Annotated in this window: 20 protein-coding genes; 14 read left to right on the top strand and 6 right to left on the bottom strand. The window is 68.7% G+C overall.

Translation table 11 applies throughout. The features are described from left to right. The first annotated feature begins 24 nt into the window (after positions 1–24). Together ACM2ZB_RS14905 and ACM2ZB_RS14900 are read left to right on the top strand one after the other, a co-directional pair. Positions 25–879, top strand: coding sequence for a hypothetical protein (locus tag ACM2ZB_RS14905; RefSeq protein ID WP_416056025.1), 855 nt, complete (start codon positions 25–27; stop codon positions 877–879). After that, on the top strand, positions 876–2234 hold the full coding sequence (locus tag ACM2ZB_RS14900; protein WP_416056024.1) for an XVIPCD domain-containing protein: 1359 nt from the start codon (positions 876–878) through the stop codon (positions 2232–2234). The genes ACM2ZB_RS14905 and ACM2ZB_RS14900 overlap by 4 nt, the downstream gene beginning before the upstream one ends. A gap of 65 nt (positions 2235–2299) precedes the next feature. Here ACM2ZB_RS14900 and ACM2ZB_RS14895 read toward each other — a convergent pair whose 3' ends face one another. Both ACM2ZB_RS14895 and ACM2ZB_RS14890 read right to left on the bottom strand, forming a co-directional pair. Beyond that, on the bottom strand, positions 2300–3295 hold the full coding sequence (locus ACM2ZB_RS14895; protein WP_416056023.1) for a patatin-like phospholipase family protein: 996 nt from the start codon (positions 3293–3295) through the stop codon (positions 2300–2302). A 146-nt stretch (positions 3296–3441) separates the two neighbouring features. Next, complete coding sequence (locus ACM2ZB_RS14890; protein ID WP_416056022.1) at positions 3442–4515, bottom strand: TIGR00266 family protein; 1074 nt, start codon at positions 4513–4515, stop codon at positions 3442–3444. 159 nt (positions 4516–4674) lie between these two features. On the opposite strand from ACM2ZB_RS14890, the gene ACM2ZB_RS14885 reads away from it, so the two are divergent. Next, positions 4675–6942 carry a TonB-dependent receptor gene (locus ACM2ZB_RS14885; protein WP_416056021.1) on the top strand — a complete coding sequence of 756 codons (2268 nt, stop codon included), beginning with the start codon at positions 4675–4677 and terminating at the stop codon, positions 6940–6942. 123 nt (positions 6943–7065) lie between these two features. On the opposite strand, the gene ACM2ZB_RS14880 is transcribed toward ACM2ZB_RS14885, so the two are convergent. Beyond that, complete coding sequence (locus ACM2ZB_RS14880; protein ID WP_416056020.1) at positions 7066–7905, bottom strand: acid phosphatase; 840 nt, start codon at positions 7903–7905, stop codon at positions 7066–7068. 244 nt (positions 7906–8149) lie between these two features. Here ACM2ZB_RS14880 and ACM2ZB_RS14875 point away from each other — a divergent pair, with 244 nt between their 5' ends. Further along, on the top strand, positions 8150–9028 hold the full coding sequence (locus ACM2ZB_RS14875) for a hypothetical protein (RefSeq protein ID WP_313441395.1): 879 nt from the start codon (positions 8150–8152) through the stop codon (positions 9026–9028). Positions 9029–9039: 11 nt separating this feature from the next. Further along, a complete protein-coding gene (locus tag ACM2ZB_RS14870) occupies positions 9040–10242 on the top strand; it encodes a DUF4785 domain-containing protein (RefSeq protein ID WP_416056019.1) in 1203 nt (400 codons plus the stop codon). Positions 10243–10371: 129 nt separating this feature from the next. On the opposite strand, the gene ACM2ZB_RS14865 is transcribed toward ACM2ZB_RS14870, so the two are convergent. After that, positions 10372–11223, bottom strand: coding sequence for an ABC transporter ATP-binding protein (locus ACM2ZB_RS14865; RefSeq protein WP_416056018.1), 852 nt, complete (start codon positions 11221–11223; stop codon positions 10372–10374). 123 nt (positions 11224–11346) lie between these two features. Here ACM2ZB_RS14865 and ACM2ZB_RS14860 point away from each other — a divergent pair, with 123 nt between their 5' ends. The 7 genes from ACM2ZB_RS14860 (at position 11347) to ACM2ZB_RS14830 (ending at position 19165) form a co-directional block, all read left to right on the top strand. Continuing rightward, the gene (locus ACM2ZB_RS14860) at positions 11347–12549 is read left to right on the top strand and encodes an acyl-CoA desaturase (protein WP_416056017.1); all 1203 of its coding nucleotides are present in this window, start codon (positions 11347–11349) and stop codon (positions 12547–12549) included. Then, positions 12546–12875: an EF-hand domain-containing protein gene (locus tag ACM2ZB_RS14855; RefSeq protein WP_416056016.1), complete on the top strand. Its 330-nt coding sequence runs from the start codon at positions 12546–12548 to the stop codon at positions 12873–12875. Before ACM2ZB_RS14860 ends, ACM2ZB_RS14855 begins: the two co-directional genes overlap by 4 nt. A 14-nt stretch (positions 12876–12889) precedes the next feature. Further along, on the top strand, positions 12890–13528 hold the full coding sequence (locus ACM2ZB_RS14850; protein ID WP_416056015.1) for a hypothetical protein: 639 nt from the start codon (positions 12890–12892) through the stop codon (positions 13526–13528). Positions 13529–13581: 53 nt separating this feature from the next. Further along, positions 13582–14394, top strand: coding sequence for a bifunctional DNA-formamidopyrimidine glycosylase/DNA-(apurinic or apyrimidinic site) lyase (gene mutM, locus ACM2ZB_RS14845; protein ID WP_313441409.1), 813 nt, complete (start codon positions 13582–13584; stop codon positions 14392–14394). A gap of 67 nt (positions 14395–14461) precedes the next feature. Beyond that, a complete protein-coding gene (locus tag ACM2ZB_RS14840) occupies positions 14462–15028 on the top strand; it encodes an ECF-type sigma factor (protein WP_313441410.1) in 567 nt (188 codons plus the stop codon). A gap of 18 nt (positions 15029–15046) precedes the next feature. Further along, entirely contained in the window at positions 15047–17512 is a 2466-nt protein-coding gene (locus tag ACM2ZB_RS14835; protein ID WP_416056014.1) for a protein kinase domain-containing protein, read from the top strand. Positions 17513–17560: 48 nt separating this feature from the next. Continuing rightward, complete coding sequence (locus tag ACM2ZB_RS14830) at positions 17561–19165, top strand: glucan biosynthesis protein D (protein ID WP_313441412.1); 1605 nt, start codon at positions 17561–17563, stop codon at positions 19163–19165. A 535-nt stretch (positions 19166–19700) separates the two neighbouring features. On the opposite strand, the gene ACM2ZB_RS14825 is transcribed toward ACM2ZB_RS14830, so the two are convergent. Continuing rightward, positions 19701–20321, bottom strand: a complete 621-nt coding sequence (locus ACM2ZB_RS14825) for a thymidine kinase (protein WP_116864814.1) — start codon at positions 20319–20321, stop codon at positions 19701–19703. A gap of 101 nt (positions 20322–20422) precedes the next feature. Between ACM2ZB_RS14825 and ACM2ZB_RS14820 the strand changes: the two genes are divergently transcribed. Continuing rightward, a complete protein-coding gene (locus ACM2ZB_RS14820; RefSeq protein WP_416056013.1) occupies positions 20423–22399 on the top strand; it encodes a UvrD-helicase domain-containing protein in 1977 nt (658 codons plus the stop codon). Between the two features lie 263 nt (positions 22400–22662). Further along, a complete protein-coding gene (locus ACM2ZB_RS14815; protein ID WP_416056012.1) occupies positions 22663–23190 on the top strand; it encodes a GNAT family N-acetyltransferase in 528 nt (175 codons plus the stop codon). Positions 23191–23294: 104 nt separating this feature from the next. Here the strand turns inward: ACM2ZB_RS14815 and ACM2ZB_RS14810 are convergent, their stop codons facing one another. After that, positions 23295–23948, bottom strand: a complete 654-nt coding sequence (locus ACM2ZB_RS14810) for a YceH family protein (protein WP_416056011.1) — start codon at positions 23946–23948, stop codon at positions 23295–23297. Between the last annotated feature and the right edge of the window lie 100 nt (positions 23949–24048).

Raw genomic sequence — 24048 nt, 5'->3', positions numbered from 1 at the left:
CTGTGTCCCACCGCAAGGATTGCAATGCACCTGCCGAAGCTGCCCGTTGCCGTGTGCCTGATGGCCCTTCTGCTGGGGGCGTGCGCGCAGGCTGAAACGCCGCGCGAACCGCCGCGGCTGCTGACCAATGAGCAAGGGTGTTCGATCACAATCGACAACCAGCCGATCAATGCCTACCAAGTGCCCTCGCCGATGGAGCGGGCCTGCGTGGGGCCCTATCTGCTGAAGCTGCCGCAGAACTACTTCAGCACACAGATGGGGCCGCAGCACGATGGCAGCTTCTCGCTTGCGTTGGAGTATCCCTCGTTGCAGCCGTTCAAGCCCGGCGAGCGGATGAACATCACGGTCGACGTATCAATACGCACTGTAAGACTCAGCTACATGTACATCGACCGGGCCGGCGTCTGGGACGTCATGCAGCGCAGGTACACCCCCAGGCCAGGCCGGACCGATGATCCTGCGGCGTCCCTGGAAGGGCGTATCCGGGGGGACGTCGTCCATGGCCTTGTTCCGTACTACGTAGACATGGACAAGGTGCGTGCCTACCACCGGGGCAGAGGATTGCCCGATACGGCACCCGTAATGAAGCCGGACTATCACTACGACTGGTATGTGGCGCGCGATGACGCGGGGCGCGTCGACCAGCTGCTCCGGTGCACGCCGCGCGGGATCACCGAGTCGGGCGTGGAGTACCGGGACGGAAAGCTGGTGAAGAAGCGCGTCATTGGATTCGCCGAGTGCCAGCAGACCTTCGTCATCGAGGAACTGAACACCATCGTTGACGTCAAGTATCCCCGCGAGGGGCTGCCGCAATGGAAGCAGATCGCAGCACGCGCACGCGCGCTGTTCATTGACAACATCAGCAGGGAAAGCAGATGAACACTGGCAAGGACGGCCTGACCAGACAGGACCTCGACATTCTTGAGGCCTACGCAGAAGCGGGCAACCGCGAGCTGTACTTCAACTACCTTGCGCAGAAGCAGGGAAATGATGGCTACGGCCTGCTGGCACTCGGTGTCGTGCGCAACGACAACACCCCGGGTGCCACTGCCAACAGCTTCGCCGACCGGCAGGCCCGCGCCGATGGTGTTCACCTCAACGAAGGTCAGTGGCAGGCATTCGGTGTCGATCTGATCCAGCGGGATTTCGCATTGCGCTCAGCGCAGTTCGATGCGGGCAGATCGGATCTCGCATTGAATCTCCCGGTCGAAGACATCCAGAAAGCGCATGATGATGCGTTCAGCGTGCGCGGTATCCATCCTTCCGCCTGGACGCCCTACACGTTGCTGCAAGCCGCACGCGCCCATGGCGGTCGTGCAGAAGCCGAAGCGGTCTGGACCATGCTGCTGGACAACAACAATCGGGGCCTGGATCGCGCGGCCGAGACTACGAGCCTGGTGCTGGGCAAGTACCGGAACCTGATCGACGATCCGGCGGGTTATCTGAAGAACATGGCCGAGGCGCGCGGGCCGCATGGCCTGCAGCCGGTTTCCAACCTCGATCCGGATCGGATTGCCTACCACGGTGCGATGTACGTGCACGATGACGCCAAGGGGCAGTGGCGCCGGGAGGTCACCGTGCCGGTGAATGCTCCGCTGGTGCCATTGCCCATCGGTTCGGTGCCCGTGGGCAGTGTGCGCGAGACCGATCCGGCCACGCTTCTGTATCTGGACGATGCACGCGATGTGCGCCAGTTGCGCGGGACGCTGCGCGGGCAGTTCCATCCGGAGGATGTGAACGCGGGCCGGCCGATCATGGCCAGCCCGTTTGTACTGAGTGATGCCACGCCGCTGCAGATGCAGCCGGAACGGCAGAGTGCCGCCATCGATCCACGCGAGCCCGGGCATGCGCGGCACGCGCTCTACCAGCAGTGCGCGGCCGGCGTGCGTGATGTCGAGGCAGGGCTGGGCAAGCCGTGGGATGCGCAGAGCGAGTGCGTCACGGCCAGCCTCACCACGCTGGCGGCCGGTGCCGATCTGCAGCGGGTGGACCAGGTGCTGATGGGACGAGGGGCGGCCGCTGGGCGGGAAGGACCGAACCTGTTCGTGGTGCAGGGCGACCCGGCCGATCCGGCGCATCTGCGCGCGCAGATGCCGCTGGCACAGGCGCTGGCGACCCCGGTGGAGCAGTCCTTCCAGCAGTTGGCGGTGAACGACCAGCACCAGGCACAGGCGCAGCAGCGCGAGCAGGAACAGCAGCTGCAGCAGGCCCGCAGCGCGCCGGTCATGGCCTGAGCTGGCCGGCGCGTCTACGGCGGGTACGCGCCGGCCTGCGGGCCACGCGTACCGGTCGTATCAGCTCAGCACTTTTCCTTGCGACCCATCAGCTTGCCCAGGCGCGAAGGCTCATCGCACTTCGGCGGCGCCACCAGTGCGGCCGGTGCCAGGGCGGCCGCACGCGCCTTTTGCAGCTGCATGATCTTGGCGCGGATCTGCGGCATGGCCGCCATCGCGGCTTTTTCGCCTTCGAGGATGGCGGTGCCGCGCTGGCTGAAATCGGCCGCGCCGATATCCAGCACCTTCGGCCGGATCACGATGTCGGCGCGGGCCAGTTCCTGCTCGCCCAGGCGCTGGCCCATGATCGAGATCGACTGGTTGACGATGCCCAGCATGCCGGTCGGCGCTTTGCCGCTGGCCTTGCTGGAAATATCCACGGCGATGACGAACTCGGCGCCCAGCTGGCGCGCGGCATCCACCGGCACCGGGCTGACCACGCCGCCGTCGATGTAGTTGCGGCCGCCGATCTTCACCGGCTCGAACACGCCGGGAATGCTGCTGGACGCGCGCACGGCCTGGCCGACGTTGCCGCGCACGAAGATCGCGCGCTCGCCGGTTTCCAGCTGGGTGGCGACGGCGGCGAACGGCTTCTTCAGCTTTTCGGCCGGCCGGTTGGCCACCTGCTCGTTGACGTAGTCCTGCAGCTTCTGGCCCTGCACCAGGCCGCCGGAGAACAGGCGCACGTCGCGGATGCTGGCTTCATCCAGCGCCACGGCCTTGCTCTGCATCTGGAAGGCGTCCATGCCGCTGGCGTACAGCGCACCGACCACGCTGCCGGCGCTGGTGCCTGACACCACCACAGGTTCGAAGCCATTGGCTTCCAGCATCTTGATCACGCCGATGTGGGCAAAGCCCTTGGCCGCGCCGCCGCCCAGCGCGATGCCGATCTTCACCGGCTTGGCCTGCGGCACCAGGGTCGGCTGCGGCGGCGGGGTGGGGCGGACCTCTTCACCACCGCAACCGGCCAGCAGGCCGAGCAGGGCGACGGACAGCAGCACACGGGGGCGGAACAGGCTCATCGGCAGTGCGCTCGGGGCGCCGGATTCAGGAAAGGGCGCCAGCATACCGAAGGATGCAAAATCCATGGGTAGCGCCGGGCCATGCCCGGCGGATGGTTCAGGTGCCGCTGTGCTCGCCGGGCATGGCCCGGCGCTACCCTGCGAGGTCAGAACCGGCTGTCGCCGCCCAGGAACCCGCTTTCGCCGCGGCGCTTGCCGCCCCCCTGGGGCGCGGCCATCCACATGCGCCCGGCCAGGCGCGAGAAAGGCAGCGACTGCAGCCAGACCTTGCCGGGCCCGGTCAGGGTGGCCAGGAACACGCCCTCGCCGCCGAACAGCATGCTCTTGATGCCGCTGACCCGGCGCACGTCCATGGTCACCGTCGGGTGGAAGGCAACCACGCAGCCGGTATCCACGTCCAGCCGCTCGCCAGCAGCCAGTTCGCGCTCGACCACGCAGCCGCCGGCATGGATGAACACCCAGCCGTCGCCTTCCAGCTTCTGCATGATGAAGCCTTCGCCGCCGAACAGGCCGGTCATGATCCTGCGCTGGAAGTGCACGCCGATCTGCACGCCGCGCGCGCCGGCCAGGAAGCTGTCCTTCTGGCAGATCAGGCGCCCGCCGTGCTGGTCCAGCCTCATCGGCAGCACGGTGCCGGGGTAGGGCGCGGCGAAGGCGACCTTGCCGCGGCCGTTGCCGGTCTGGGTGTAGACGGTGGCGAACAGGCTTTCGCCGGTGATCACCCGGCGGCCGGCGGCCATCACCTTGCCCATGAAGCCGCTGCTGGCCTGGGAGCCATCGCCGAACACGGTATCCATCTGCACCGAGGCGTCCTTGAACATCAGCGCGCCGGCCTCGGCGATGGCGCTTTCGCCCGGGTCCAGGCCGATCTCAACGAACTGCATTTCATGGCCGACGATGCGGAAGTCGATCGGATCGCCGTGGCCGCCCCCGGTGCTGACCGCTGGCGAAGAGGCCGCTGCCGGGGCGGGGACCACGGCAGGGGCGGCGGCAGGGGCGGCGGCCGGCAGGGCCGCAGGCAGGGCGGGCGGCGCGGGCGCTGCCACTGCCACAGGCGCGGCATGCAGGGCGGCGACTTCGGACACGGGTGTCCAGCCGGCCATGCCCTGGCTCCAGGCCAGCGCGCGCGGATTGGCCTGCGCATGGCGGTGCGCGGCGTCATCGTCGAGCGGGCCGACACGCTCGGCCTGGCCGGCGCCATGGAAGTACCACTGGGTCATTGCAGCAGGTCCGTTGCGGGAATAAACCCCGAGTCTAGCCGCAGCACACGGGGGCGGATGGTAGGGCCATGAACAACCGGGATTTGCGGCGCGGGTGCTGTATTGCAACAATTATCTCGTAGCGCCGTTTTACCACCCCTCCAAACACAGCCTACCGCCATGTCCCCGACCCGCACTCCCCGTGGCCGATTCCCGGCCGCGCGTCCCCTCGTTGCTGCTCTTTCCGCCCTGCTGCCGCTGGTAGCAGCCGCCCAGGAAACCCCCGCTGCCAAGGATCCGGTTGCCCTCGATGCCCTGCAGGTGACCGCGCAGCGCCGCGTCGAGAATGCCAAGGACGTGCCGGTCGCGATCACCGCGATCCAGGGCGAGAAGCTGGATGTGCTCGGCTCGGCCGGCGATGACATCCGCTTCCTGTCCGCGCGCGTGCCCAGCCTCAACATCGAATCGTCCTACGGCCGTGCCTTCCCGCGCTTCTACATCCGCGGCCTGGGCAACACCGATTTCGACCTCAATGCCTCGCAGCCGGTGTCGCTGGTGTACGACGACGTGGTGCAGGAAAGCCCGCTGCTGAAGGGCTTCCCGCTGTTCGACCTGGCCGGCGTGGAAGTGCTGCGCGGCCCGCAGGGCACCCTGTTCGGCCGCAACACCCCGGCCGGCGTGGTGAAGTTCGATTCGGCGCGCCCGTCGCAGGACGCCGACGGCTACGTGAAGGTCTCCTACGGCAGCTATGACACCTGGAACGTGCAGGGCGCCTACGGCGGCCCGCTGACCAGCCGCTGGTCGGCCCGCGTGTCCGCGCTGTACCAGCGCCGCGACAACTACGTGGACAACACCATCGCCAACGCGCCCAGCTCGGGCTTCGAAGGCTATGACGAAGCCGCCGGCCGCGTGCAGTTCCTGTACGAAGGCGACGATGTGGAAGCGCTGTTCAACCTGCACAAGCGCAAGCTCAACGGCACCGCGCGCCTGTTCCGCGCCAACATCATCCAGAAGGGCAGCAATGCGCTGGTCGAGAACTTCGACCGCGACAAGGTCTCCACCGACGGCCTGAACTTCTCCAATCTGGAAACCTGGGGCGGCAGCGCACGCATCAAGTGGGACCTGGGCCGCGTCACCCTGCATTCGATCACCGGCTATGAAACGGCCGAATCGCTGAATCACGGCGATGTCGACGGCGGCTACGGTGCGTCGTTCCTGGGCGCCGGCAACTATGGCCCCGGCTTCATTCCGTTCCCGTCCGAATCGGCCGACGGCCTGCCGCACCACCGCCAGTGGACGCAGGAGTTCCGCGTCGAATCCAACGAATGGGGCCGCTTCGACTGGCAGGCCGGCGTCTTCTACTTCGATGAAGACGTCACCATCGACAGCTTCAACTACGACTCGCTCACCCCGGGCAACCCGCAGACCGGCCATGCCGTGCAGAGCCAGCGCAACAAGGCCTGGGCCGCGTTCGCCTCCGGCGACCTGGACGTGACCGACCGCTTCAAGCTGCGCGCCGGCGTGCGTTACACCCAGGACAAGAAGGACTTCACCGCCAGCGTGCTGCAGGCTGTGCCGGGCGGCACGCCGGTCAGCGGCCCGTACCTGGCCAACAGCGATGTCGACGATGTCAGCTGGGACCTGAGCGGCGTCTACCAGATCACCGACAACATCAACGCCTACGCGCGCGTGGCCAAGGGCTTCCGCGCACCGTCCATCCAGGGCCGCCTGGCCTTCGGTGGCGTCACCCAGGCCGATTCGGAAAAGGTGATCTCGTATGAGGCCGGCATCAAGGCCGACCTGTTCGACCGTCGCGCCCGCCTGGGCTTCAATGTGTTCCGCTACAACGTCGATGGCCAGCAGCTGATCGCAGTGGGTGGCAGCAACAACACCGCCACCCTGCTCAACGCCGACAAGACCATCGGCCAGGGCTTCGAGCTGGACTTCGAGGCCTACCTGACCGACCACGTGCTGATGACCCTGGGCAGCAGCTACAACGACACCGAGATCAAGGACAAGGATCTGGCCGTGGCGATCTGTGGCGGTGGCTGCACCATCACCGACCCGACCACCGTCATCAACGGCGGCACCTACGCGCTGGTCAACGGCAACCCGCTGCCGCAGGCGCCGAAGTGGATCCACAACCTGACCCTGCGTGCCGGCTTCCCGGTGAACGACGCCAGCGAGATCTACATCTACACCGACTGGGCGTACAAGAGCGCGGTCAACTTCTTCCTGTACGAGTCTCCGGAGTTCCGCAGCCGCAGCTCGCTGGAAGGTGGCCTGCGCGTGGGCTACAACTGGGATTACGGCCAGTACGACGTGGCCGTGTTCGGCCGCAACCTGACCAACCAGACCCGCGTGGTCGGTGCGATCGACTTCAACAACCTGACCGGCTTCCTCAACGAGCCGCGTACGTTCGGCGTCGAGTTCACCGCGAAGTTCTGATGCGGTTGCAGGCGTGATGCAATGAAGAAGGGCCGGCGCAATGCCGGCCCTTCTGCTTCCTGCGCCGGGGTCGGATCCCTTTCCGCAGGAAAGGGCTCTGACCCCATGGGGATCCGCGGGACCTTACAGCGCGCTTTCCGGGCGCACCTTCAGCACCGCTTCCTCGGTCGCGCAGTCGCGGCTGGAATGCAGGCCGGCCTTGCGGGCGGCGGCAATCTCCTTGCGCGCGGCCAGCAGATCCTTGTTGAACGCCGCGTTGTCATGCAGGCGCGCCACTGCGGCCGCACCCATGAAGCGTCCTTCCAGGATGTCGCTCTGCCAGTGCACGTTGCACACCAGGCGGCTCTCGCCGTAGTTGCGGCCGCGGGCCTGGATGGCGTCGGCGCGGTCCGGCGCGATCTCCGACAGGATCAGTGCCCACGCCCAGCCGATGGAGGTGTGGCCGGAGGGATAGGAGCCGTTCCTGCGCAGCCCCGCTTCATCGTCGGGCGTGCAGGTCGGCTCGTTGTTGACCATGAACGGGCGCGGGCGCTGGTACTGGTTCTTGGCCGCCTTGGTGGCTGCACTGGCGTCGATGCGGCTGCGCTCCAGCAGGCGGTACAACGCCGGCGTCTTCACTGCATCCACGTCCACGTCGATCGCGCACGAGAACTGGTTGGCGCCTTCCGGAAAGCCCAGCTCGGCATCGCTGGTCGCCTGGGTGAAGCGCGGCGTGCCACGCAGGGCGCGGGCTTCGCGGCTGACCTGCTCGTCCAGGGCGAAACCGGCTGAACCGGCGGCCGGCGGCGCCGGCACCAGCGCACTGCTGGCCGGCACGGCGGCCTTGTCCAGGTAACCCACCGCCTTGGTGGTGATGTTGGCTTCCACTGCGGTCTGGCGGGGAGCGGTGGCGGCGCAACCGGCCAGCGACAGGGCAATGGCCAGGCCGAGCAGGGGGCGGGCGGAAGGGGAACGGAAGGACATGGGCAGGCTCGATACAGGAAACACAGCGGCCATGATCGCAGCCGCGTCGGCCGCCCGCAGCGCCCGTTGGTCATACGGCCAGACCCGGCATGGTGTGTGTAGAGGGTCGCGAATGTGCAATAAGCGTCATCACATGTCGTCAATGGCCCGAATCCGGGCGCAGCGCACGGACTTTCACGCGCGTTCGCGGCCAGCATCGGCGCACAGCCGAACCGGGGGGATCCGCTGACAAGGGAGAGATGCGATGCGCAGCACCGCAACAGGAAGTACCGTTCTGGCCTTGCTGCTGGGGCTGGCCACCGCCCCGGCACAGGCCGCCGAGGTATACGGCGTGGCCTTCGTGCATGGCACCGGCGCGCAGACCAATGCCACCCAGGACTACTGGCAGCCGGCCATCATCGACACCGTGCGCCAGGGCCTGCCGAACAGCAGCAACTACGTGGTCATCAACTGCGATTTCACCCAGTACATGTGGAAGCCGGAAGCCGCCGGCTGCCTGGCCAACCAGTTGACCGGCTTCATCGACAGCCGCGGCATCACCCAGCTGGTGGTGATCACCCATTCCAACGGTGGCAACGTGATGCGCTGGATCCTGTCCAACCCCACCTACGACAGCCGTTACCCGAAGATCATCAACCGTGTGCGCAAGGTCACCGCGCTGGCGCCGTCCTCGGCCGGCACGCCGCTGGCCGATGCGGTGCTGAACGGCAATACGTTCGAAACCTCGCTGGGCTGGCTGCTGGGCTACACCAATGATGCGGTGCGCATGCAGCAGGTCGGCCACATGGCCACCTACAACGCACAGAACCTGTACGGCACGGCCGGCCGGCCGGCACTGCCCAAGCCGTTCCGCGCGGTGGTCGGCAGCGATGTGGAATCGGCGGTGTGGGACAGCAACAGCTACTGCGGCGGCTACGCGGCCAACGTCGGCCTGGAGTTCACCCAGAACTGGCTGTCGTCCTGCTCCGATGGCTTCCTGGAGTGCAGCAGCCAGAAGGCGGCGGGCACCGTGTGGTTCACCGACAAGGCGCGCACCCAGGGCGCCGAGCCGCTCAGCCACAACCAGAGCCGCCGCGAGTGCTTCGGCCTCGGCACGATCCTGCGCAACGACCTGACCCAGTGAGGGAGATGACCATGAAGATCCAATCAACCCTGCTGGCTGCGGCCGTGCTGGCTGCACTTGTCGCTGTGCCGGCCCATGCCGCGCAGGCGCTGCGTGCCGCCGCTGCCGGTGACCAGGTGCCCGCGGCGCTGGTGGCCGCGCCGCTGCCAGCCGATGACAGCGAGCGCGTGCCGCTGGCCTTCGCCTGGGCGCTGGACCCGGCGCAGCCGCTGCAGGCACCGGGCGCCTACGCGGCGGTCAGCCGCAGCTACTGGCAGCAGGTCGACGCCGCCGAACTGCAACGCGGCCTGGACCTGCCGCTGACCGCACCGGATGCCGTGATCCAGCTCAGCCCGGGCACCGGTGCACGCGCGCTGCCTGCCGAGGCACTGCAGGTACGCGATGCGGCCGGCCGCAGCAGCGTGGCACGCAGCGTCGATGCACGGCAGCTGCAGGCCGCAGGCATGGCGGTGACCGATGGCAGCAGCATGCTGCGCACTGGCGCCAGCAGCGCGGTGGGCACGTACCGGCTGCAGAGCGCGCAGGCGCAGGGCCGCTACGTGGTGCAGGTGCTGGAACCCAACAGCCCGGTGCGGCTGGAGGTGCAGGCCAGCCAGGCGCAGGTGCTGGCCGGTGGCAGCGTGCAACTGCAGGCGCGCCTGCTGGAAGACGGCCCCAGCGCCGCGAAACTGGCCACGCGCCGCAGCAGCCTCGGCGGCGAAGCCCTGCTGGTGGCGCCCGACGGCCGCAGCTGGCCGCAGCGCCTGCTGCGTACCACCGATGGCAGCCTGCGTGCGCAGGTGCGCATTCCGGCAGAGGCCAGCACGGTGCAGGGCCTGTGGGAGCTGCAGGTGTTCGCCCAGGCCGATGGCGTGCTGCGCGATGGCAAGGTGGCCTTCGCCGTGGCGCAGCCGACCGCACGCTTCAGCGGCCAGGCCACGCCCGACGCAGCCAGCCGCCAGGTCAGCCTGCCGCTGCAGGTCGCCGCCGCGGGTCGCTACGAGGCGCGCGGCACGTTGTACGCCACCGGCGCCGATGGCCAGTTGAAGCCGGTGGCGCAGGCGCACGCGGCGGCCTGGTTCGAGGGTGCGGGCCGCGGCGCGCTGGTGCTGCCGTTCGACCAGGCACCGCTGCCGTCCGGCTTCGGTGCGCCGTATGAACTGCGCGACCTGCAGCTGCAGGACCAGAGCCGCATGGCGCCGATCGAATCGCGCGCGCTGGCGCTGCGGTTCTGAGGAGAAGGTGGCGGGCCGGATATCCCGGCCCGCTGCGTTGCCTCATGTAGAGCCGAGCCCATGCTCGGCTGCCGTTCACCGCGGCCCGGAGCAGCCGAGCATGGGCTCGGCTCTACAGGGGCATGTCGATCATCCCGCGTACGCGGTCAAGCACCCATTCTGTTCCACCACGCTGATCGCACCACCGAACACCGCCGACAGTGGTTCGTCGCGCAGCAGTTCATCGCGGGTGCCATCGGCCAGCACGCGGCCATCGCGCAGCAGCACCACGCGTTCGATCTCGGGAATCACTTCCTCGATATGGTGGGTGACCAGCACCAGGGTGATGCCCTGCTGGGCCAGCACGCGCATGGTCGCCACCAGCTGCTGCCGCGCCACCAGGTCCAGGCCGGTGGACGGCTCGTCCAGCAGCAGGGCCTGCGGCCGGTTGACCAGCGCACGTGCGATCAGCACGCGGCGGGTTTCACCGGCCGACAGTTCGGCATAGGCACGCTCGCGCAGGGCCAGCGCGCCGGTCATCGCCAGCGTCTCGCCCACCCGCGCCAGCATGTCCGCCGTCACTTCGCGGAAGGCCGGCACCACGTAGCTGGCGAAGAACCCGGACAGTACCGCCTGCTCCACGGTCAGGCCGGGCATGTCGGACAGGTTGCTGCTCAGGTCGCCGGTGACGATGCCCAGCTGCGAACGCAGGCGGTCCACCTGCCAGCGGTTCTGCCCCAGCACCTTCACCGCCACCCGCCCATCGGCCAGGGCCAGCGGGTACAGCTCGCGGGTGATCAGCTTGATGAAGGTGGACTTGCCGCAGCCGTTGGGGCCCAGCAGGGCAGTGTGCTGGCCCTGCGCGATGCGCAGGCTGAGCCCGTGCAGGACCTTCACCTGGCCACGCACCACGCTGGCGTGGTCGAGTTCGATCAACGGGGGCAGCTCCCCGGCAACCGGGGCGGTGGTAACGGCGCGGGTGCGCGGATCAAGGCTCGACAACTCAGGTCCCCAACTGTGAACAGTGCCACTTTATGACGGTGCACCAGTACCGCCGCGAGGGTGCAGTTTGCAACTTAAGCGCCCATCATGTCTGCCATCCCCGCGTCGATCTGGAGAGCTGCCATGCCCGATGCCCTGATCACCCTGCTGACCGGTGGCCTGCTCGGCCTGGCCGGCTGGGAAATGCTGGCGGTGCTGCTGGTGTTCACCCAGCTCACCATCTTCTCGGTCACCCTGTACCTGCACCGCAGCCAGGCCCATCGCGGGGTCGATTTCCATCCGGCGGTCGCGCATGCATTCCGCTTCTGGCTGTGGCTGACCACCTCGATGATCACCCGCGAATGGGTGGCCATCCACCGCAAGCACCACGCCAAGGTGGAAACCGAGGACGACCCGCACAGCCCGGTCACCCGCGGCATCGGCAAGGTGTTCTGGCACGGCGTGGAGCTGTACCGCGAAGCGCGGGGCATGCGGGCGGATATCGAACAGTACGGTCGTGGTACCCCGGACGACGCCATCGAGCGCCACCTCTACACCCCGCACGCCACGCTGGGACCGGTGCTGCTGCTGGCCATCAACGGCGTGCTGTTCGGCCTGCCCGGCGTGGCCCTGTGGGCGATCCAGATGGCGTGGATCCCGTTCTGGGCGGCCGGCGTGGTGAACGGCCTGGGCCACTGGTGGGGCTACCGCAACTACGAATCGGCCGATACCTCCACCAACCTCACCCCGTGGGCGTTCTGGATCGGCGGCGAAGAACTGCACAACAACCACCATGCCTTCCCCAGTTCGGCGCGCTTTGCGATGCGCCGCTGGGAAATGGACATCGGCTGGAGCGCGATCCGCCTGCTGCAGGCGTTGCGCCTGGCCAAGGTCCTGCGTGTGGCACCGGCCATGGACGTGCGCCCGAACATTGCCGTGCCCGATGCCGAAACCCTGAAGGCGCTGCTGTCGCACCGCTTCCAGGCGATGACCGACTACCAGCGCAACGTGTTCATGCCGGCCCTGCGCGAGGAAGCCGCACAGGCGGGGGCCAAGCTGCGCCGCCTGCTGCCGCGGCGCCTGCGCCGGGGCCTGGTCAACGACGGCCGCTGGTTGCAGCCCGACAGCCGCGCCCAGCTGAGCGAATGGGTGGCGCAGCGCCCGCGCATCCGCACCCTGGTGGAGTACCGCGCGCGCCTGGCCGCACTGCTGGAAGCGCGTGGCCATGATGCCGCCGAGCGCCTGCGCCAGCTGCAGGCCTGGTGCCATGAGGCCGAGGAAAGCGGCATCGCCGCCCTGCAGGCCTATGCCGCGCGGCTGAAGGGCTACACCCTGGTGGGTGCATGAGGCAGCTGCTGGTTCCGCTGCTGTGCCTGCTGCCGCTGGCCGCGTCCGCGCAGGTTACCGACACCGCCACCTACCTGCAGCGCATGGACAGCGATGGCGATGGCAAGGTCAGCGAGGCCGAGTACGTGCAGTGGATGCTGTATGCCTTCGACCACATGGACCGCAACGGCGACGGCGTGCTGACCGCCGACGAACTGCCGGGCGGCAAGGGCAGGCCGATCACCCGCGAGCAGCAGCGCCAGGTGATCGTGAAGCGCTTCCACAAGCAGGATGCCAACGGCGATGGCTACCTGGATGCACGTGAACTTTCGGCACCGCCGCGCTGACCATGGATGATCGTATGGACGACGAACTCTTCGACGAATGGCTCGAATTCTGCGCCGGGCGCAGCGAGCAGGAAGACTGGTATTTCTCCGGCCTGCTGCAGGGCGTGACCGACCCGGACACACTGGGCCAGGTGTTCGCCAGCTTCCCGCATGCCGATGCGCTGCAGGCACGTGCGCTGGACGTGCTCGCTGCTGGCCGCTGGGGTGATCACCTGTACCTGCAGCCGGCCGTCGCCGGTGATGCACAGGCACGGGCCGCCGCCGCGCGTACGTGGCTGGATGAGCTGGCGAGGGTGGCCGGTGCTGCCGGTGAACCCGGACTGCAGGCCACCCTGCGGGAGGTGCCGATCGAAGCCGCCCCGGCGGCACGCGTGCAGGCGGCGTTGCGCGCCTCCGGCCCCGCCGATTACCTGCACGATGTCATCTGCGATGTGGTGCGCGAGGCGCGCACGCTGGACACCCCGCAGATGTCAGCGCTGAACGAGGCGCTGTACCACATCGCTTCCGATCTCTACCTGGGCTGGTACATCACCCAGCCGCTGTCGCCGGCGGCGATCGACTTCGCCCCCTACCTGGCCTTCTGGCGGCTGGGCGGGCGTGGCGCGCTGGCGGAGGGTGCCTTCCTGGTGGAAGCGACCGGGCCGGAATCGTAGCCGGCGCCAGACCCTGCCCGGCGGCTTCGCATGGCCCCGCGTAGAATCAACCCATGCCTGAACTGCCCGAAGTAGAAACCACCCGACGCGGCCTGGCGCCGCACCTGGAAGGCCGCCGCGTGCACGGGGTGATCCTGCGCCGCGCCGACCTGCGCTGGCCGATTCCACCGGAAGTGGCCGATCTGCTGCCGGGGCAGCGCATCGAGGCCGTGCGCCGGCGGGCCAAGTACCTGCTGCTGGATACCGCCGTGGGCAGCGCCGTGCTGCACCTGGGCATGTCCGGCAGCCTGCGTGTGCTGCCCGGCGATACCCCGCTGCGTGCGCACGACCATGTGGACATCAGCCTGGACAACGGCCGCCTGCTGCGCTTCAACGATCCGCGCCGCTTCGGCAGCCTGCTCTGGCAGCCCGCCGGCGACGTCCACCCGCTGCTGCAGGGGCTGGGCCCGGAACCGCTGGACGACGCCTTCGACGGTGATTACCTGTTCGAACGCAGCCGCGGCCGCAGTGCCCCGGTGAAGACCTTCCTGATGGACCAGGCGGTGGTGGTCGGGGTGGGCAACATCTACGCCGCCGAAAGCCTGTTCAAGGCCGGCATCAGCCCGCTGCGCGAAGCCGGCAAGGTCTCGCGCGAGCGCTACCGCCGGCTGGCCCGCGAAGTGAAGGACACCCTGGGCTATGCCATCACCCGGGGCGGCACCACCCTGCGCGATTTCATCAGCCCCGATGGGGCACCGGGTTACTTCGAACAGGAGCTGCTGGTCTACGGCCGCGACGGCCTGCCGTGCCCGCAGTGCGGCCGCCCGCTCAAGCACGCGATGATCGGCCAGCGCGCCAGTGTCTGGTGCAGCCGCTGCCAGCGCTGAACCACTTCATGCACCACACACCGGCAGCGCTATAGTCCGCACAGCATCCGCTGTGGGGGAGGTTGCGATGGACGAAGGCCCGGACATCACCGTGTGGCTGGACGCCGCGCGCGGCGGCGACCGCGCGGCCCTGGACCGCGTGCTGACCACGCTTTACCAGGAACTGCACGGCATGGCCCGGCGCCAGCTGGCTGGCCAGCAGGGGCGCACCCTGGATGCCACCGCGCTGGTGCACGAGTCCTACCTGAAACTGCTGGGCAGCCGCGGCGCGGCGCGCTTCGAGGACCGGGCGCATTTCTTCGCCTATGCCGCCTCGGCCATGCGCAGCGTGGTGGTGGATTACGCGCGCAACCGGCTGGCCCGCAAGCGCGGCGGCGACCTCAAGCGGGTGGCCGAGATTCCCGAGAACAGCAGCAGCGGCGTGCGCCTGGATGAAGACCTGCTGGCCCTGGACGTGGCGCTGGAGCGCCTGCAGGCGGTCGACGCGCACCTGGCCCGGGTGGTGGAACTGCGCTACTTCGCCGGCCTGTCCGAACAGGAGATCGCCGAACTGAGCCAGCGTTCGGAGCGCAGCATCCGCCGCGACTGGCAGAAGGCGCGGCTGTTCCTGCTGGCCGCGATGCGCAGCGACTGAGCCACGGGCCGACCTGCGATGGACGCCGCCCGCTGGCAGCACCTGTCGGCCTGGCTGGACCAGCTGCTGGAGCTGGCGCCGGAGGCACGGCAGCTGCGCCTGCAGCGGCTGGCCGCGCAGGACCCGACCCTGGGCCGCGACCTGGAACGCCTGCTGGAGCAGGAGGCCGAGAGCCAGGACTTCATGGCCCAGCCGTTGTGGACCGCGCCACCGCCCGGCCGCGCCGGCAGCCAGGTGGGTCCTTACCGGTTGCTGCGCCCGCTGGGCGAGGGCGGCATGGGCGAGGTCTGGCTGGCCGAGCGCTGTGACGGCCTCTATCAGCGCCAGGTGGCCCTGAAGCTGCTACGCAGCGGCGTGGCCGACCCGGGCCTGCGCCAGCGCTTCGGCCGTGAGCGGCAGATCCTGGCCCGCCTGCAGCACCCGCACCTTGCCCAGCTGCTGGACGCCGGCGTGGACCAGCATGGTCAGCCCTACCTGGCCCTGGACTATGTCGAGGGCGAACCCATCAGCGATTACTGCCGGCGGCTGCAACCCACGCTGGAAACACGCCTGCAGCTGATGCTGCAGGTCTGCGCCGTGGTCAGCCACGCGCATGCCAACCTGGTGGTGCACCGCGACCTGAAGCCCTCCAACATCCTCGTGCGCGCCGATGGCACGGTGAAGCTGCTCGATTTCGGCATCGCCACCCTGCTGGACAACGACGACCCCGACGTCGCCCACCCGCCCACCGAAGTGCGCGCGTTCACCCTGCACTACGCCGCACCGGAACAGGTGCGCGGCGAGGCGATGACCACCCTGACCGATGTCTATTCGCTGGGCGTGGTGCTGTTCGAGGTGGTCACCGGGCACAAGCCCTACCGCCTGCGCCGGCACAGCGATGCCGAGTGGGAACGCTCGATCCTGGACGTGCAGGCGCCGCGTGCCTCGGCCCTGCTGCAGCGGCTGGCCGACGAACCCGGCGCACCGCGGCGCGCGCTGCAGCGCCAGGCCCGGCGCCTGCGCGGCGACCTGGACGTGCTGCTGGAAAAGGCACTGCAGAAGGACCCGGCGCAGCGCTATGCCTCGGCCGAGGCATTGGCCGGCGACCTGCGCCGCTACCTGCAGGGCCAGCCGATCCACGCACGGCCACCGGGCGTGGGCTATCGCATGCGCAAGTACATCGGCCGCCACCGCTGGGGCGTGGCGCTGGCCTCGCTGGCAGTGCTGGGCCTGCTGGGTACCACCTCCATCGCCCTGTGGCAGGCGCGCCAGGCACGCCTGGAGATGGCGCGCGCGCAGGCCATGCAGGATTTCACCGTGGGCCTGTTCGACAAGGCGGCCAGCCAGCGCCACGGCCACTTCGACGTACCGCAGCTGCTGGCCACCGGGCAGCAGCGCGGCGAGGCCGAACTGGCCGACCAGCCGCTGGCGCTGGCCGAACTGGAGGGGGTGATCGGCCGCCTGCGGATCGGCCTGGGCGATTACCAGCTGGCCCTGCAGACCCTGGACCAGCAGCGCCACCTGCTGCAGCAGGTGGGCGAGGTACCGCCAGGCCTGCAGCTGGAGGCGGTGACCCAGCGCGGGCGCGCGCTGCGCATGCTGGGCCGCGACCGTGACTGCCTGGCCCACCTGCTGCCGCTGCAGTCGCTGGCGGCCGCGCAGGCGTCGACCCTGCCGGCCGGCGTGGCCGAATTCCACAGCCAGCTGGGCCGCTGCCAGGCGCAGCTGGGTGACGCGGTGGCTGCGCGGCGATCCTTCGAACAGGCGCTGGCGCTGCGCCGGCAGGGCATTGCCGAACGCTTCGGCCGCGCCGGGTCGCTGGCCGACCTGGCCGGGCTGGATGCCGCCGCCGGCCGTCTGCCCGATGCCCTGGCCGGTTACCAGCAGGCGCTGGCACTGCTGGACCAGCCGTCCGATGCCAGCAGCCCGCAGGTGATCGGCCTGCACCGGCAGCTGGGCGAAGTGCTGGCCCGGCAGGGCCAGCTGCAGGCGGCCGCGACCGAGCTGGAGCTGGCCTGGCAGGCCGCGCAGGATGCCTGGGGGCCGCGCCACCCAGAGGCGCTGGTCGTGCGCCGGGCGCGCGCGCTGCTGGCCCTGCAGCGCGGGCAACGCGATCTGGCCGGGCAGGAACTGCGCCAGGTGCAGGCGCAGCTGCTGGGGGCGCTGGGGCCGGACCACCGGGAAATCGGCCATGGCGAGTTCGCGCTGGGGCAATGGGCCAGCGCCAACGGCGATGCATCGTTGGCAGCGGCGCACTACGCGCGGGCGGCGGGCCTGTGGCGCCAGCCCGACCACACCGCCCTGCTGCCGCAGGCGCTGCTGGCCGAGGGTCATGCCCTGCAGCAGGCCGGCCAGGCCACGCAGGCGCGTGCCGTGCTGGCCGAAGCGCGGCAGCTGCTGCTGGCCCAGCGCGGGCCGCAGGCCCCGGCCCTGCGCGATCTGGACGCAGAGCTGGCCGCACCGGCGCAGGCTGAACCGGGCGTACAGCCCTCCGCTGCCCGTTAACGTTTGTCTGCCTATGATGGCCGACCTTCCCCTTGCTTCCGCGCCTGCATGCAACGACGCGACTTCCTCCGCAATGCCTCCCTGGCCCTGGCCGCCTTTGGCCTGCCGTCCCTTCCGGCCTGTGCGGCCGGGAAAAGCGGACAGCTCGGCCTGCGCCGGCTGGGCCAGCCGCAACCGTTCGATTTCGCCACCCTGAAGGGCCAGGCCCGCGCGCTGGCGCAGGCGCCCTACCAGAGCCACAAGCGCGTGCTGCCCGGCCGCCTGGAAGCGCTGGACTGGGACCAGTACCAGTCCATCGGCTACCGCCAGGACCATGCCCTGTGGGCCGACCAGCCGGGAAAATTCCAGGCCAAGTTCTTCCACCTGGGCCTGTACTTCCATTCCCCGGTGCGCATGTTCGACGTGGTCGACGGCAAGGCGCAGGAACTGGCCTATGACGGCGCGGCCTTCAACTACGGCAAGAGCGGCATCAAGAACGGCGAACTGCCGGCCGACCTCGGTTTCGCCGGGTTCCGCCTGAACACCCGCAAGGACACCGACCGCGACTTCGCCGCGTTCCTGGGCGCCAGCTATTTCCGCGCCGTGGGCAAGGAGGGCCAGTACGGCCAGTCCGCACGCGGCCTGGCGATCGACACCGGCATGGGCAAGCCGGAGGAATTCCCCGATTTCATCGCCTATTACCTGGAACAGCCGGCCGCCGACTCGGACACCCTCATCGTCTACGCGCTGCTGGATTCGCCAAGCGTGGCCGGTGCCTACCGCTTCGCGGTGACCAACGGCGATGTGCTGCTGATGGACATCGACAGCGCGCTTTACCCGCGCAAGGCCATTGAACGCCTGGGTATCGCCCCGTGCACCAGCATGTACCAGGTGGGCGAGAACGACCGCCGCATGGGCTGGGACTGGCGCCCGGAAATCCACGACACCGATGGCCTGTCGCTGTGGACCGGTGCCGGCGAATGGATCTGGCGCCCGCTGGTGAACCCGCGCAACCTGCGCTTCAACATGTTCGTCGACCGCAACCCGCGCGGTTTCGGCCTGCTGCAGCGTGACCGCAACTTCGACCATTACCAGGATGACGGCGTGTTCTACGAGAAGCGCCCGTGCCTGTGGGTGGAACCGAAGGGTGACTGGGGCGAGGGCTCAGTGCAGCTGGTGGAGATTCCCACCGTGGACGAGACTTTCGACAACATCGTGGCGTTCTGGAACCCGAAGGAAAAGCCGCAGCCGGGCCAGGAACTGCTGGTGGGCTACCGCCTGTACTGGGGCGCCGAACCGCCGGCACGGCCGCCGCTGGCGCACTGCGTGGCCAGCCGTACCGGCCTGGGTGGCGTGGTGGGCAAGAAGCGCGAGTACTTCAGCTGGCGCTTCGCGGTGGATTTCGCAGGGGGCGAGCTGGCCAGGCTGATCGACAAGGCCGAGGTGGAAGCGGTGGTGGAGACCAGCCGTGGCCGGGTGGAGATCGTATCGGCGCGCCCGCTGCGCGAGATCGACGGCTACCGCGCGATGTTCGACCTGGTGCCGCCGGAGGGCAGCACGGAGCAGATCGATATCCGTCTGTACCTGCGCAGTGGTGGCAAGACCCTCACCGAGACGTGGCTGTACCAGTACACCCCGCCGCCGGCCGGCGCTCCCGAGCGCACGCTTTACTGAGGGGGTTGGGATTGCAGGGCTTGCAGCCCTGCACCCGCCGAATCAACGGCAACGTCAAAAGCTGGTTTCCTGTGGGTAGGCGGGGTGGGTCCGGTTGAGGGGGACGGCGTAAATACGTCCCTGTAGCCTCGGTCGCGCCATCCATGGCGCTCACGCCCCCTCAACCGGACCCACCCCGCCTTCGACAGTTTCCCGCGAGCTGTCGGAACGGCGTTCTGCTCTGGTGGGTTCGACACAGTAGATCCACGCCATGCGTGGATGAATTCGTTCGATTTCTGACAGATGTGTCGACCAAGGTCGACACCTACCAACAGCCGCGTGAACCTGTCGAAGGCGGGGCACTGTGGGTGTGCGGGGTGTGAGCCGCATGGATGCGGCGACCAAGGCTACATGGATGTACTTGCGCCGTCCCCGCACACCCACAGTGCCCCGCCATCCCACGGAATGCCCGCTCTGGCTCTGGCTCTGGCTGTTGCCGTTGCCGTTGCATTGAGCAGGTGCAGGGCTGCAAGCCCTGCAAAAAAGCCTCCCCCCCTTACAACGGCAGCGGCGCCTGCGCGGGGTCGATCCGCCCTTCACCCCGGGTGATCTTCTTGAACTCCGCCCGGCTGACCGACACGTAGCGTTCGTTGCCGCCAATCTCCACCTGCGGGCCGTCCTGCACCGCATGGCCATGCTCGTCCACACGCACGGTCATCGTGGCCTTCTTGCCGCTGTGGCAGATCGTCTTGATCTCCTGCATCTCGTCGGCCCAGGCCAGCAGGTACTGGCTGCCTTCGAACAGCTCGCCGCGGAAATCGGTGCGCAGGCCGTAACACAGCACCGGAATGCGCAGCTGGTCCACCACCTCGCTCAACTGCCACACCTGGGCGCGGGTCAGGAACTGCGCCTCGTCCACCAGCACGCAGCCCATCGGCCCGTTGTCGGCCAGGTCCTGCGCCACCCAGCGCTGCAGGTCGCTGTCGCGGTCGAAGGCCATGCCCTCGGCGCGCAGGCCGATGCGCGAGGCCACCACGCCGGCGCCGGCACGGTCGTCCAGGCGCGGGGTCAGGATCGCCACCCGCATGCCGCGCTCGCGGTAGTTGTGCGCGCTCTGCAGCAGGGTGGTGGTCTTGCCGGCGTTCATCGCCGAATAGTAGAAATAGAGCTTGGCCATCGGCCGATTGTACGCCGCCGCCCCGGCCGGCCGAAGCCGTTCAGCAAGCCCACCGGCCGGCGGCTGTGGCCGTCACCCGCGCCCGCTACAATCCCCTCCCAATGCACGGTCTCAATCCCCCCCAAGCCGCCGCCGTCCTGCACATCGAAGGCCCCCTGCTGGTGCTCGCCGGTGCGGGCAGCGGCAAGACGCGCGTGATCGTGGAAAAGATCGCCCACCTGATCGGCTGCGGGCGCTATCCCGCGCGCCGCATCGCGGCCATCACCTTCACCAACAAGTCGGCCAAGGAAATGCGCGAGCGTGTGGCCAAGCGCCTGCGCGAGCAGGATGCCGACGAGGTGACGATCTGCACCTTCCACGCCCTGGGCCTGAAGTTCCTGCAGATCGAGCACGCGGCAGTGGGCCTGAAGCGCGGCTTCTCGATCTTCGATGCCGATGATGCCGCCGCGCAGATCAAGGACCTGATGTCCGGCGCCAAGCCTGATGACATCGAGGACATGAAGAACCTGGTGTCGCGCGCGAAGAATGCCGGCCTGTCGCCCGAACAGGCGATGGCCGCCGCGCGCAGCAACCGCGAGAAGGAAGCGGCCAGCGTCTACGAGCGCTACCAGCTGCGCCTGACCGCATTCAATGCGGTGGACTTCGACGACCTGATCCGCCTGCCGGTGCAGGTGCTGGAAGAGAACCCGGACATCGCCGTGGCCTGGCGCGAACGCATCGGCTACCTGCTGGTGGACGAATGCCAGGACACCAACGATGCGCAGTACCGGCTGCTCAAGCAGCTGGCCGGCGACAAGGGCAACTTCACCTGCGTGGGCGACGATGATCAGTCGATCTATGCCTGGCGCGGTGCCAACCCGGAAAACCTGCAGCAGATGGGGCGTGACTACCCCGCGCTGGAGATCATCAAGCTGGAGCAGAACTACCGCTGCTCCAACCGGGTGCTGCGCGCGGCCAACGCGCTCATCGCCAACAACCCGCACGAGCATCTGAAGAAGCTGTGGAGCGACCAGGCCGATGGCGAGCGCATCCGCGTGTGGGAATGCCGCAACAGCGAACACGAAGCAGAAAAGGTCGCCGCCGAGATCGCCTTCGTGGCGCAGTCGCGCAACGTGCCGTGGAGCGATTTCTGCATCCTGTTCCGCGGCAACTTCCAGTCGCGCCCGCTGGAAAAGGCGATGCAGCTGCTGCGTATTCCCTACCACCTGACCGGCGGCACCATGTTCCTGGAACGCCAGGAAGTGAAGGACACGCTGGCCTGGCTGCGGCTGCTGGTGAACCCGGACGATGACACTGCGTTCATGCGCGCGGTGCAGTCGCCCAAGCGCGATGTGGGCGCCGGCACGCTGGCCAAGCTGGCCGAGCTGGCGCAGGAAAAGGACATCCCGATGGCGCATGCCGCCGAGTCGATCGGCGCGCTGCAGCAGCTGTCGCCGCGGGCGGCCAACAGCCTGGCGCGCTTCACCGACATCCTGCGTGACCTGCGCGCGCAGACCCGGCAGATCAGCTCCGGCGACATGATCCGCAAGGTCGCCAAGGAGTCGGGCCTGCTCAGCGAGCTGCGCCAGCAGGCCAAGGAAGAGGCCAGCTACCAGCGCCGGGCGAACAACATCGAGGAACTGGCGCAGTGGTTCGAGGGCGGCCCGCGCGGTGCCACCGCGGCCGACCTGGCCGGCCAGCTGGCGCTGCTCTCGCGCAGCGACAAGGACGAGGGCGGCAACCAGGTGCGCATGATGACCATGCACGCGTCCAAGGGCCTGGAATTCCCCTATGTGTTCATCGTCGGCTGCGAGGACGGCGTGCTGCCGCACCAGGTCAGCCTGGACGAAGGCAACCTGCAGGAAGAGCGGCGCCTGCTGTACGTGGGCATCACCCGCGCGAAGATCCAGCTGTGGATGAGCTACAGCAAGCTGACGCGCAAGTTCGGCGAGCATGTGCGGTTGAAGCCGAGCCGGTTCTTCGAGGAGATTCCGGCGGAGGAGATCCAGCGCGATGGCGCGGACCCGGTGGCGGATGCGGCGCGGAAGAAGGAGCGCGCGACGGCGGGGTTGGCGGCGATCGAGGCGCTGTTCGATTGACCGGCGAACGGCGCAGCCCCTCGTGGTTGGCGCCGTTCGCGATGTAGTCGTGATTGGCCGGGTAGATGGGCTGCGCAGGGGACGCTGCAAGTACGTCCCTGTAAGCTCGGTCGCCGCATCCATGCGGCTCACGCCCCTGCGCAACCCATCTACCCGGCCCTGGACAGGTTCCGTGCGCGCCAGCCACGGAAAAGAAAAAAACAAAATCAAAATCAACAGCCGGGCGTTGAGGCAGAATCGGGGTTTCGGCTGGAGGTCTGCGCGTGCATCCCATCGAAAGCGAACGCCTGCGGCTGCGCCGCATCGAGCCCGACCGCGACGCGGCGCCGATGCTGGCGCTGCTCAATGATCCTGGCTTCGTGCGCTTCATCGGCGATCGCAACGTGCGCAGCGAGGAGCAGGCGCGGGAATACATCGCGCTGCGGGTGCTGCACAGCTATGCGTTGAACGGTTTCGGCATGTACGCCATCGAGCGGCTGGCCGATGGCGCGTGGCTGGGCAATGCCGGGCTGGTGCGGCGTGATGGCCTGCCGGGGCCGGATATCGGCTATGCGGTGCTGTCGGAATTCGCAGGGCAGGGCTACGCGAGCGAGGCGGCGCGGGCGGTGTTCACGCATGCGCGCTCGCAGCTGGACATCGAGCATCTGTACGGCATCACCGACCTGGACAACATCGCCTCCGGGCGGATCCTGCTGGGGCTGGGCATGCACGAACGCGGGGTGATCCAGCTGCCGGGCGTGGACAGCCCCAGCCGCCTGTACGCCACGCCGGGGGCGGCCGAGGTCCGGTAGTGCCGGCCGCTGGCCGGCAACCTGATCATGCCTGGATGCCGGCCAGCGGCCGGCACTACCGGGTGCACCCGCGGTAGCGCCGGGCCATGCCCGGCCGATGCCCTTCAGCCGCGCAGTTCCGCCAGCTGCGCCTGCAGCTCGGCCACGGCCGCTTCCAGCTGGGCCACACGCTCGGCCAGGCCGGGGTCGGCCGCTTCGCTGCTGCCACCGCCACTGCTGGCGTACTTCGCCGCCAGCGCGGCACCGTCCACTTCACCGCACAGCAGGTGCATGTAGCGGTCTTCGCGCTGGCCGCTGGCGCGCGGCAGCACCACCAGCAGGGCGCGCTGCTGCAGGCGCTCGATGGCGTGGCGGGCTTCGTCCACATCGGCGAAGCGATGCAGGCGCTCGCTGCGCGTGACCAGCTCACCCAGGGTCTGCGGGCCGCGCAGCAGCAGCAGCGCCAGCAGCACGGTCTGCTGCCGGGTCAGGTCCAGCGCGGCCTGCAGGCGGTGCTCGTAGCGGTCGGCGCGCGAGGAGAAGTGCTGGCGGGCCAGGCCCAGCGTGTCCAGCTGGCGCAGGGCGTGCTGCACGCTGCCGGCATCGACGTTCATCACTGGCTCGCGCGCGGTCTTCTGGTTGGCGGCCGATTGGGCGGCATTGACCGTCAGCGGGTAGGTGTCCGGGGTGGTCGCCTCCTTTTCCACCAGGCAGCCCAGCAGGCGGGCCTGGACGGGGTCGAGCAGGGGGACCTCGGGGGTCTGGACGGGATCGGTCATGGCGGCCTCCGCAAGGCAACGGGTCGACCCGGAAGCATAGCCGTGCCACGGTCATCTTTGCCGGTAAAATGGGCGGGTATATCTGATTGCCGGTGAATCC

The sequence above is a fragment of the Stenotrophomonas maltophilia genome (assembly GCF_047782825.1).
In the GTDB taxonomy this organism is placed as follows: Bacteria; Pseudomonadota; Gammaproteobacteria; order Xanthomonadales; family Xanthomonadaceae; genus Stenotrophomonas.
This window is presented reverse-complemented; position numbering and strand designations above follow the sequence as displayed.